General features: G+C 31.3%; 9 protein-coding genes and 2 other annotated features. Of the genes, 1 reads left to right on the plus strand and 8 read right to left on the minus strand.

Annotated features, from left to right (window positions below):
• Nucleotides 1-41 precede the first annotated feature (41 nt).
• From thrS (RDK80_RS17410) to RDK80_RS17445, 8 genes are all read right to left on the minus strand, one after another.
• Nucleotides 42-2006 (minus strand): threonine--tRNA ligase, encoded by a 1965-nt coding sequence (gene thrS, locus RDK80_RS17410; RefSeq protein WP_308525010.1) that lies wholly within the window; start codon nucleotides 2004-2006, stop codon nucleotides 42-44.
• Between the two features lie 533 nt (nucleotides 2007-2539).
• Nucleotides 2540-2736, minus strand: a binding site (T-box leader).
• Nucleotides 2737-2910: 174 nt separating this feature from the next.
• Complete coding sequence (gene thrS / locus RDK80_RS17415) at nucleotides 2911-4824, minus strand: threonine--tRNA ligase (protein WP_308525011.1); 1914 nt, start codon at nucleotides 4822-4824, stop codon at nucleotides 2911-2913.
• Between the two features lie 260 nt (nucleotides 4825-5084).
• Nucleotides 5085-5281 (minus strand) — a binding site (T-box leader).
• Nucleotides 5282-5356: 75 nt separating this feature from the next.
• Nucleotides 5357-6667 (minus strand): histidine--tRNA ligase, encoded by a 1311-nt coding sequence (hisS, locus tag RDK80_RS17420; protein WP_308525012.1) that lies wholly within the window; start codon nucleotides 6665-6667, stop codon nucleotides 5357-5359.
• A gap of 136 nt (nucleotides 6668-6803) precedes the next feature.
• A complete protein-coding gene (locus RDK80_RS17425) occupies nucleotides 6804-7655 on the minus strand; it encodes a putative sporulation protein YtxC (RefSeq protein ID WP_308525013.1) in 852 nt (283 codons plus the stop codon).
• A 66-nt stretch (nucleotides 7656-7721) separates the two neighbouring features.
• Nucleotides 7722-8462 carry a DUF6873 family GME fold protein gene (locus tag RDK80_RS17430; RefSeq protein WP_308525014.1) on the minus strand — a complete coding sequence of 247 codons (741 nt, stop codon included), beginning with the start codon at nucleotides 8460-8462 and terminating at the stop codon, nucleotides 7722-7724.
• Nucleotides 8463-8848: 386 nt separating this feature from the next.
• Complete coding sequence (locus RDK80_RS17435) at nucleotides 8849-9124, minus strand: hypothetical protein (protein ID WP_308525015.1); 276 nt, start codon at nucleotides 9122-9124, stop codon at nucleotides 8849-8851.
• Between the two features lie 644 nt (nucleotides 9125-9768).
• Nucleotides 9769-10323 (minus strand): GNAT family N-acetyltransferase, encoded by a 555-nt coding sequence (locus RDK80_RS17440; protein WP_308525016.1) that lies wholly within the window; start codon nucleotides 10321-10323, stop codon nucleotides 9769-9771.
• A gap of 341 nt (nucleotides 10324-10664) precedes the next feature.
• Nucleotides 10665-11477 (minus strand): alpha/beta hydrolase, encoded by an 813-nt coding sequence (locus RDK80_RS17445; protein WP_308525017.1) that lies wholly within the window; start codon nucleotides 11475-11477, stop codon nucleotides 10665-10667.
• 375 nt (nucleotides 11478-11852) lie between these two features.
• Between RDK80_RS17445 and RDK80_RS17450 the strand changes: the two genes are divergently transcribed.
• Nucleotides 11853-12242: a YmaF family protein gene (locus tag RDK80_RS17450; RefSeq protein WP_216560988.1), complete on the plus strand. Its 390-nt coding sequence runs from the start codon at nucleotides 11853-11855 to the stop codon at nucleotides 12240-12242.
• Nucleotides 12243-12724: the final 482 nt, after the last annotated feature.

The following is a 12724-nucleotide window of genomic DNA, read 5'->3' on the forward strand; positions in this document are numbered from 1 at the left end:
TTACAGACACGGCCTCATAATCCACTTCTCACTATAAATAATTACTTAATGCCAGTTTTCTTATGGTAATTATATTTGATATAATTCTCATTGACCAATCTCTTTGTAAACATATCTAAGTCCCATGGACCTTCATTACCATTCTCTCTTGAAGTTACTGCGACAGTATTTTCATTTTCTTCTTTTTGTCCGACGACTACAAAATATGGAATTTTTTCTAATCTCGTTTCTCTAATTTTATAATTTATTTTTTCTGGTCGATAATCAGTCTCCACTCTAAGACCACTTTCTTTTAAGACACCACTTATGTTTTCAGCATATTCATTGAATCTATCAGAAATTGGAAGCACCTTTATTTGTATTGGAGCCAGCCAAAATGGAAATGCACCAGAATATTTTTCAATCAAAGTTGCCAGAGTTCTTTCGTAACATCCAATTGAAGTTCTGTGTATGATATATGGACGTTTTTTTCGCCCATCTTTATCAACATAATACATATCAAATCTTTCAGGCAGAGAGAAGTCTATTTGATTTGTAATTATGGTATCTTCTTTTCCCCAAACATTACGACATTGTATATCAAGTTTTGGCCCATAAAAAGCTGCTTCACCTTCAGCTTCAGAATATTCAATCGAAAGAGAATCTAGAATCTTTTTCATCTGTTGCTCAGTTTCATCCCATGCCTCATCATTATCAATATATTTATCCCTATTCTTAGGATCACGTTTAGAGAATCTATAAGTAATGTCATCTTCAATGCCCAGTACTTTCATAATGTATTGCTGCAATTCCACAACTCCTTTGAACTCTTCTTCTAGTTGGTCTGGACGCACAATGAGATGAGCTTCAGATATTGTGAACTGCCTGATTCTTGTTAGTCCATGCATTTCACCAGAAGATTCATTCCTAAATAATGTAGATGTTTCAGAATATCTTATTGGTAATTCCCGGTAGGAGTGTTGATCATCATTGTAAATAGTAAACTGGAAGGGGCAAGTCATAGGCCGTAAAGACAATACATCCTCAGAATCTGGATCTCCTATATGGAACATACCTTCTCGGTAGTGATCCCAATGTCCAGATATCTTATACAACGCTGACTTACTCATGTATGGAGTCATAGTCTGTCTATATCCCCATTCAGTTTCCAAATCTTCTATCCAACGCTGTAAAAGCTTTATAATCAAAGTTCCTTTTGGTTTTATGAGCGGTAGACCTTGACCTACTACTTCTGATTGCATGAAGAGTCCCAGTTCTCTGCCTAATTTTACATGGTTTCGTTTTTCTGCTTCTTCAATCATATTTAAATAATCATTAAGATCCTTAGGTTTAGGAAAGGTAATACCATATATTCTGGTAAGCATTTTGTTGTTCTCATTCCCACGCCAATAAGCACCAGCTACTTGCATAGCCTTTATTGCTTTTATTGGCTTGACATCTATAAGTTGCGCCCCTATACATATATCTGTTAATTCACCTAAAACACATATGGAAATTAATTCGCCTTTCTGTAGGTCGTTTATAAACTCAGCCTTATATGATTCACCCAAACTTTCAATTTTCATTAAAGCTTCTTGCTGTTTCAACTCATACCGCTTTAAATCATGACCTTCTTTAACTATTCTTTTCATTTCTTCTTCGATCTCTGTAAGGTCTTCTTTATTAAATGACCCTTTTTTATCAAAGTCGTAGTAAAAACCATCTTCATTAACTGATCCAATGGCTAGATTTACCTCGGGAAATAATCTTTTTACTGCTAATGCCATTATATGAGCCGATGTATGCCAAAATATAGCCTTTCCTTCCTTATCTTCAAACTTAACTACCCTGAAAGTAGAATCTTCATTGATAGTTTCCTGCATTCCTTTTGTATCTCCATTTACCACTGCTCCAAGGGCAACCCTTGCTAAGCCTTCAGATATATCTTTAGTAACATCATATACAGATACACCTTTGTCATATTCTCTAACCACACCGTCAGGTAATATAATCTTTATCCTTTCCATAATCTAACCTCCTATTATTTAATTAATAGCCATAGACCACTTACACAATTCATAATTGAAAACACTATTTGCCTGCAGATTTGGTTTTGTTGTTTTACGCAGTTTCGAACACCAATTTACTTACTCACCCTGCTCGTATAAATTAGGTTCCTATTGCATTTGACCTACATCAACTCACAACCTTATTCTACCCCGTAGGGTATTATTCAGTGGTGTCCGTTAGGACCTAATGTTCGTTGTGTTAGGTCATTTTCCGCAGTCTTACTGCACAAATTCATTTGCTACCTTAATTTGCCCCGCAGGGTATAATTCAGTAGTCCTTTAGGGCTCATTATCATTCGCATGAATTTGGTCCTAGCGGACACTCCTAATGATAAATTCTATATTAAGGTTGGCGTTCGTTGCCTTTTTGTCCAATGAGCATAGCGAATTGTAGACAAAACGGACAGCGTAGGTGCGTTTGACCTACATCAACTCACTAACGTTCGTTGTGTTAGGTCATAAAAAAAGCCTTCCATCCCTACATATATCTATGTAGGGACGAAAGGCTAAGTTTCGTGGTTCCACCCTAATTACTTCTCAATTTAAATAACGCTAACAAGCGGAAGTCCTTTATTCAGACTCGGTTCAGAGGCAGTCTTCATATATCTTTCTCATAAGAAGACTTGCAGCCACGATCTTCTCTCTCTTAAAGGAAACAATATATTACTCTTCTCATCAATACCTATAATATTAAATTAGTTTTTACACTTAGGATAACTATTTGTCAAGTAGCTTTCCCAGACACTGGATTACTCCTTCTGACAAAATACTCTTTGTTCTCCTGCTTCTTCATATTTCTAAATGAACAAGTGTCATTGTCAGTTTCCTCATAACATACGACTTTTATATAAGAGATATAATATTATTTCTTCTTTTCTTTTACTTCCTCAATTACTTGGTCAATAAAATCTTCAACTTTGATTTGACCTTTATCTCCTTCGTCTCTCTTTCTTACAGAAACTAATTTTTCTTCTACTTCCTTTTCACCTACTACTAACATATAAGGTATTTGCTGCAATTGAGCTTCTCTAATCTTATATCCTATTTTTTCGGCTCTATCATCCAATTCAACTCTAATACCCCTATCTGCCATTTCTTTCTTAATTTCATAAGCGTAGTCATTGAATTTATCTGATATAGGAAGAATAATCGCCTGTACTGGTGCAAGCCATACTGGGAATTTACCTGCAAAATGCTCTATCAATATTCCCATAAATCTTTCCATACTACCATATATAGTTCTATGAATCATGACTGGTCTTTTCTTTTCATTGTCTTTATCTACATAACTCATATCAAATTTCTCTGGCATCTGGAAATCTAGCTGTATAGTACCACATTGCCAAGTCCTACCTATTGCATCCTCTAAATGGAAGTCTATCTTCGGTCCATAGAAAGCACCATCGCCTTCATTCAATATATAGTCTATTCCTTTTTCCTTTAATGCTTCTCTTAGACCATTTGTTGCTATCTCCCACTGTTCTTCAGTTCCCATAGAATTTTCAGGTCTAGTGGATAACTCTACATGATATTTAAATCCAAATATATTATACATATGATCTGCTAAATTTATTATATTAATCAATTCTTCTTTTATTTGAGATGGTAATACAAATAAATGGGCATCATCTTGAGTAAAGGATCTAACTCTCATTAATCCATGCAGAGCTCCTGAAAGTTCATGTCTATGAACTAATCCAAGTTCTCCCCATCTTAGAGGCAAATCTCTATAGCTATACATCTTAGATTTATATACTAAAATAGATCCAGGACAATTCATTGGTTTAATAGCATAATCTCCATCATCTATATTTGTAAAATACATATTTTCCTTATAGTGATCCCAGTGACCTGATTGATGCCATAGTCTTTCATTCAATATCAGAGGTGTTTTAATCTCATCATATCCAGATCTAGTATGCTCTTCTCTCCAGAAGTTTTCTAAGATGTTTCTTAATGCCATTCCCTTTGGATGGAAGAATGGGAATCCAGGTCCTTCTTCGTGAATACTAAATAAATCTAATTCTTTACCTAGTTTTCTATGGTCTCTTTTCTTAGCTTCCTCTAACATTTGAAGGTATTCTTCTAAATCTTTTTTCTTTTCATAAGTTGTTCCATAAATCCTTTGAAGCATCTTATTCTTTTCATCACCACGCCAGTAAGCACCTGCAATACTTAAAAGCTTAATAGCTTTAACCTTCTTTGTATCATATAAGTGAGGTCCAGCACAAAGATCAGTAAATTCTCCTAATTTATAGAAGGATATCTCTTCATCTTCAGGAAAATGCTCAATTAAATCAACTTTATATTCTTCTTCTTTTTCCTTAAAATACTCAAGAGCTTCGTTTCTAGGCATCACATATCTTTCAAGGATATGACCTTCTTTAACTATCCTAGCCATTTCTTCTTCAATCTTCTCTAAATCCTCTGGAGTAAATCTATGCTCTGTATCAAAATCATAATAGAATCCGTTATCTATTGCAGGACCTATAGCAAATTTAACCCCTGGGAAAAGTTTTTGTACTGCAAGAGCCATTATATGGGCTGATGTATGCCAAAATATAGCCTTTCCTTCCTTATCTTCAAACTTAACTACCTTAAAAGTAGAATCTTCATTGATAGTTTCCTGCATTCCTTTTGTATCTCCATTTACAACTGCTCCTAGAGCAACCCTTGCTAAGCCTTCAGATATATCTCTAGTAACATCATATACAGACACACCTTTGTCATATTCTCTAACCGCACCATCAGGTAGTGTAATCTTTATCCTTTCCATAATCTAACCTCCTATTATTTAATTTCAAAATTGAAAACATTATTTACAATGCAAATTAAGTCATTTGCCGCAGTCTCACTGCACAAATTCATTTGCTACCTTAATTTGCCCCGCAGGGTATAATTCAGTAGTCCTTTAGGGCTCATTATCATTCGCATGAATTTGGTCCTAGCGGACACTCCTAATGATAAATTCTATATTAAGGTTGGCGTTCGTTGTGTTAGGTCATAAAAAAAGCCTTCCATCCCTACATATATCTATGTAGGGACGAAAGGCTAAGTTTCGTGGTTCCACCCTAATTACTTCTCAATTTAAATAACGCTAATAAGCGGAAGTCCTTTATTCAGACTCGGTTCAGGGGTAGTTTTCATATATCTTTCTCATAAGAAGACTTGCAGCCGCGATCCTCTCTCTCTAAAAGGAAATAATATATTACTCTTCCCATCGTCACCTATATTATTAAAGTAACTTACATTCTACCATTATTCTATCTATCTGTCAAGTAATTATTTATATTTATACCATTATTATTTTATTTTAAACACTTAATTACTTCTTCCAAAGAAATATTTTTTTGTTCCCCTGTTTTCATATTTCTAAGGGAATAAGTATTATTCTCAGCTTCCTCTTGTCCTATTACTATCACATATGGGATATTTAACTTATCTGCATAGTTAAATATTTTTCCTATCTTTCCTGACTCTAGATAAATCTGAGCATATATGCCTTCTCCTCTTAATTCATTGACAGCTTCAACACCTTTCTCTACAAAACTATCCATAGGTATAATTAATGCCTTAGTGAGAGATTTCTCTGTTGCTTCAATTATTTTAGCTTCTCTCAACTGATAAAATAATCTAGTTAAACCAATAGACATTCCAACTCCAGGAAGTTTCTGCTTAGTATAATACTCTGCTAGATTCTCATATCTTCCGCCCCCACAAATACTCCCAAGTGAAGGATAATCATCTAATATGGTTTCATATACAGTTCCAGTATAATAATCCAATCCCCTTACCATAGTTAAATCAATTCTATAGTTTTTCTCAGGCACTCCAAATAAATCAATATATTTTATTACTGTAGATAATTCTTCTAGTCCCTCTTTAAATGTCTCATCATCTATTTTTAAAGCCTCAAGATTTTCTATTATATCGTTGTTGGAACCTTTTATACTAAGAAATTCTTTCGTTCTCTTTATATTGTGATTTGTAATACCCAGACTTTCCAATTCCTTTTCTACTTCTGCCATTCCTATTTTATCTAATTTATCTATAGCTCTAAGAACAAAAGTAGAATCTTCTATATCTAAGCTATTAAAAAATCCTTTTAGCATTTTTCTATTATTTATTTTTATTGTAAAGGAATCAAAACCTAAATCTCTAAATGTGGAATAAATAAGAGAAGGTATTTCAGCATCATTAATTATATCTATGGTTCCATTTCCTACGATATCTATATCGCATTGATAGAACTCTCTAAATCTGCCTTTTTGGTTTCTTTCTCCCCTATATACTTTGCCAATATGATATCTTCTAAATGGGAAACTTAATTCAGAATAATGTTGTGCAACATATCTAGCCAAAGGTACAGTTAAGTCAAATCTCAAGGACATATCTGTACTTCCTTTTTCAAATCTATATATTTGCTTTTCTGTTTCTCCTCCACCTTTAGCCAGAAGTACCTCTGTTTTTTCTATTACAGGAGTATCTATAGGAAGAAAACCAAATTTTTCATAGTTTTGTCTAATTGTATCTAGCATTTTATTAAATAATATCTGATCTGTTGGCGTTAATTCCATAAAACCTGGTAAAATCGATGGTTTCACTATATCTTTACTCATATTATACCTCCTTATGTATCATTTTATATTATAATAACAGATATATTAATAATTTCCAAGGATGTTTAAATAAAAAAATCTAATATTTTCCAATCTCTTATTGAATAAAAAAGAAGCTGATTTAATCAACTTCTCCTCACTTGCCCTTTTTCAGTTTGGCTTTTAATTTACAAGTATCACATCCATCACAAAACTGTACTTTATCTCTAAAAACCTGAGAAATAACATTGACCAATTCCTTCTCCTTACCCTCCTCAACATGCAATACTAATTTTATAGGAGAGAGAACTATCAACGAGCTGACTAAAAGGTCAGCTTTACTTATATCTTCATACCACTGATCATCTGGCGCATACTCTAACAAACCATTTTCAATTATATTATTATCCTTATCTAGTAAAAAATAATCGTTTTCTTTAATAATAACATTAACTAATTCATATTTAGGTTCCTGTATATCAACAAAATATTGGAGCATACTCAAAAACTCTAGATACTCTCTTTCTATCTCAAACTGACCTATTGCTTTTTCTACAGAAATATCTATTATATATATGAATCTTCTTAATCTAAAGTTCATAAATCCATCTATTAAAATACTATTATTTTCTATTAAATGATTAAGTATTTCTTCATTAACCATGTTCTTTTCTTTTACATAATAATTCTCGTTTAATATTGCTAAATGTGTTGAGGTAACTATTCCCTCTTTATCACTAGACGAATAATCATCGCATATTTTCAATACTCTATTCATAATTATTGGTTTAATATATATTTCTAAAATAATATCTTGCACTAAATTAGCAACAGCCCTATAAAACGCAATATCTTCTAAGTTTTTTTTAGTTCCCAAAGAAAGCGAAAATTCATATCTTTCTTCATAGTCTTCCTCTTGAACATTTACCTTAGAATTGGAGAAATACCTATTTATTAAATTTTTTACTTCGTCTTTATTTACATTTCCACCAATTTTTATAGTTTGCATTGTATCACTCCCTTCTTTTACTAGTATGTACCTAGAGAGTAGACATATACAATATAAAGACTTACTTTAATGGCAATATAGAGTAATTATAGTACCAATATCTAGTATATTTTTTTTCGATAGAAAAATTAAATTTGTATTATTTTTTATGAAAAAATTTAAGATTTCATCTTTATTAGGATGTCCATTTAAACTTCCCGATATAATAGATTTTCCATTGTATAAACTTCCATTTGTTCCGCCAATAAATCCATATTTTTGTCCTTCTAAGGATACATATCCTGACTGAATTAGCAAAACTTTGTAGCCAAAATCTCTTAGCTTTTCATACATAGGGTAATCGCCAGTAATAGCCGAATCTTCTCCCACTATAGCCAAAGAACATTTTGTATACCCTTGATTTACATTTATAAAATTAATATTTTCCTTTTTTAAATGATACTTTAAAACTTCATCAGTATATTTGAAATTATGAATAGCTGCTCCTATAAGTCTTCCTACATTATATGCTATATCTTCTGGATATTTACTATCTAAATATTTTTCTCCTTTAATTAATTTAATACCCATATTGCTTAACATTTCTTCATAATACTCAAAAACATTAGGTGCGATAATCAAAGTATTGTGATTTATTGGATGAATTACTATATCCGGATGATACGCAATACTTTCATGAACCTCATGGCATTTTATAGTTTTAATTATTTTCAAACCTAGTCTTTTTAAATTATTTTCTATTTCTTTATCTATTCTGCCATCTACTATGGCTAAATTAGCTGATTTTGGGGGAATAAAAGGATTCATCTAATCACCTCAGTTTAAATATAAAAAAGATTTCTACTTAAAACATTAATAAATTTTGTGAAGTTTTTGGAACTCATTTACAGAAAGTTTAACTAAAAAAACAAAATTTTCTAATATGTTATAGCAAATCTAGAATCTTTGATTCTAAAATGATATATATGATGCATAAAAATTTGAACTAGGAAATAAATATCTTCCAACTCTACATAAACCTTAAACATAACACTCTATCGAATAATATCTAGTTTTAAATTCAGTAAAATACTTGATTTATATTTTTGCACTTAACTATTATATAATATTCTTTATTGTTATTAAACATATTAAAATAGATTTAAAAGCAGAAAAAAGACTCTAGATTTTATTCTAGAATCTAATCAATATAACTATTTGCTCTTCTCTGCTTTTGGATCTACTGTCATTTCATAAGCTCCCATACTTGTTATAGTGATTAATATTGAATTTATAATAGTAAGAGTTATTCCTTCTATGCCTCCACCAGACCTAGCGAATATAAAGGTTAATATTAGGGATATTACTAAAGTATATATCCTTACCATAGAATCTCCGAATTTCTTTTTTACTATAGATTTAGTAAACTGAACAATTAAACTTACCGCAGCCACTAATCCTGCAAAATTTATTAATTTTTCTAAGTTCATGAATTCATTAGACCTCCTTATGATTAATAGTCAATTTGCCATCATTCCCCCTAGCCTTATATCCTCTTTTTAAAAATCTAACAGAAGTATAAGTAACTTTGTCTTTCATAAGGCTGCTTCAACATCTTTACCATGTAACTCTATTTAAAATTGGATATTTTTCATCTTTAGCATACTTAACTCCTAGACAATTTAGTATTCCTTTTGCCACTTCTAAAACTAATTCATCTCATTATCCTCTAGATTAGTAATAAGGACTAATTTTACCAGATCTGATGTCATCTTAATCTATATTAATACCACAAAGCTAACTATTTTTATCCCCCTATTTATAGAATATGTTTAAATCCTAATTATGCTATCCTAAATATATTTTGCTAATGCTGTATCTTTATTACTAACCATCCCTCTGACGTTTACGTTTTCGATTACATTACAATGTATAACAGATTTCTCCTATTAATCTTAGTGAAAGAACCTTTAAGAAAGAGAAATTCAAGGTTTTTCATTTCCTTGAATTTCTAGAACTTTTAGTTTATATTTAATTTAGTCAATATAAGATTTATAATACTAGTAAAACACTCTATAATTAGTTTCTAAACAATATGGCATTGTTGATTACTTAATTTTAATATATATGCAATTTAATAAGAATATAATTCCTTGCTTAATACTACACTCTTGTAATTTGTTGCACCCCATTCAATAGTTTCTATATATCTGTACTCTCTTTTTCTATAAAAATCAATTAAATGATATGCGGTTTCAGCAGTATCCAACGCAATCTCTCTTACATTATTTATTTTTCTAGCCTCCTCTTCAACAATGTCCATCATTCTACTGCCAATTCCATATTTTTGTAATTCAGTATCAACTGCGAACTGTCCAATCTTGGCTACAAACTCTTTGCTATACCAGCTACTTTTATCTGAGGGTTCTGGACTATAAAGAGATATTGTTGAAACAATCCTATTCTGATATATACCTATATAACATTTGTAGGCATTTCTCACTCTGTTTAATGTTACACTATCATCCTGTGTAGCTGCTACATATTTAAGTCCCATATCAGCTAAAATCTTATAAGATTTATTAAGAAGCTGAGTTAATTCTTCAATCGAATCTTTGGTCGTGATTAATCTAAACTCTATACATTCATTACTATTAAAATTATATGAATATAAGCTTTCTTGTGACATCTAACCCCTCCTTGTAATATCTTTAGATTTAAACTATTTGTATTTATTGAAATTATAATAAGACATATCAAAAGTGAATATGTCTCAATTTTACTATGCAACTTACTTACAAAGAGATTATAGCATATTAGTCATATTTTATATAGTATAGAAACTCTTGCTTTATAGATATAATATTAATTAATTTTCAGCATAATGTCTTCGTGTCTTCAATGGTTATCTAACAGTAAATAGGAGTAAACAACATAAAAATACCGTAAAATTCTTTTTTGAATAATACGGCACTAGAATAAACTGTCTGTTTCTAACTCTTCCATTTGATAAACTTCATCTTAAAAACTTTATCCCTCAATGAAATTCATCAATTCTTCATTAAATTTATCTTTCTGATCATAGAATGATCCATGTCCACTATATTGAAATGGTATAAGTCTGGCATTTTTAATACTTCGCTCTTGTATCTCACCTAATTCAAATGGAACTACTTTATCGTGTATACCATGAATAATCAGTGTTGGAACATTTATTGTTCCCAAATCATAAAACAATTCTTCATTTAACCAAGTATTTGCAATAGCTGCGGTTGACCACCCTGCTGCTTGTAATCCTAATTGTAAAAACCAGTAAGAGAAAGGTTGAGTTATATACTGAAAGAAAAATATATCACAAAAATCACTCAACATTTTAGGCCTATCATTATATGTTCCCTCAATAATTTTAATTACAGTTTCTTTATCTATACCATAAGGAAAATTAGGAAGTTTTATAAGACTTGGAGCCGCTGCTGCAAAAAGAGCAAGTTTAGATACTCCATATCCATTATGTCTAGACATATATTTAATAGCAATTGCTCCGCCTGTTGAATGACCTGCAAGTATAAAATCATGTAATTTAAGAGTTTCAACTACACACCTCACATCATCGGCTAACCGATTATAGTCATATCCTCTCCACGGTTTATCCGACTTGCCAAATCCCCTTTGATCTATTCCAATACATCTATATCCTCTTTTAGGAAGTTGATCAAATTGATATTCAAATAATTCATGACTTCCAGGCCAACCATGTAAAAAAACTATGGTCTTATACCCCTCTGGATTAAGATCTTCTACATAAACTTTTACATCTGTCTCTACACTAACATAATATCCCATCAAGATACCCCCTATAATTAATAACTATATTTATATGTTATTAACTTAAATACAAGTTTATGAATCATTGAGATGATTTAAGCACCATACTATTTAGCTCTTAAAGAACACTATTCTTCTGATATCTTAATAGTGATGTTATATTTTATTCAAACTATAACTTATCAACTATTCTCGTCAATTGTATATTTATCATCCATAAAGTCTTAAAATTCTATTGACTATACTCACTTCTATATCTCCATGCTTAAATTTTATTTTTTAGTGTCAAGAATCCCTATATCCTAATATAATGTAATGTAAGCTATATACAAGCCTAATAAATATTGCTTGTGTATATACCGTTTACAAATTATAAATAAGGATGTGCTCCTAATGGATATTACAAGTATAGAATCCTATGAATATTTTGATACTGAAAATTTTAATCGTTGCCCTCCCGAAGAAGAAGGTAGCCAAACTCACGTTCATGAATTTTTAGGTAGTACTAGATTAGCTGAACAAGGTGAAGATCGTCATAATCATAGATTTGCAGGGGTTACAAGTGAAGTTATCCCAATACAAGGCGGAAATCATAAGCATGGATTATTTACAAACACCGATTTCTTTATAAATCATCACCACGAGCTTGCAACTGAAACTGGTCCCGCTATTCCTGTAGGAGGCGGAAAACATGTTCATCTTGTTACAGCTAGAACTACAATGGATGACGGTCATTTCCATGAAGTTATATTTGCTACCTTAATTGAAAATCCTATAGGTTAGATAAATTATACTGGCAATTTGTCTTGTATTTAATTATAAAGCAAATTGCCTTTAATTATTTACCTTCAATAATAAACTAAACGTATTCTGTGTATAATAGTTCCTATACTTTCTCCATCCTCAACATAATTAATCTTATATTCAGCCGCAGCTAATTCATTTTCAATTTGCTCTATTATTCAATTTTTCCAAATAATATCTCCTTAAAAATATAATTAACCTTTTTTCACTATCCCTCATATTCTATTATTACACCCTTTACTTTCCCCAATTATAATTTAAATGGGAGGTGCTTTTATGTCAGATTTATTAGGCGGAAGAGAATGTGAAAACAATAGCTCATTATTATTCTTCTTTTTACTATTAGTTATTATATTCTGTAACTGCGATTTCTTCTAAACTCAACATAAAAAAGAATCGAGACTTGTGATGTGACCCCAATAAGTTAGACTTTGTAGCGTAGTAGTTTTGTGAACTGCTAC

The sequence above is a fragment of the uncultured Tissierella sp. genome, from assembly GCF_902479755.1.
In the GTDB taxonomy this organism is placed as follows: Bacteria; Bacillota; Clostridia; order Tissierellales; family Tissierellaceae; genus Tissierella; species Tissierella carlieri.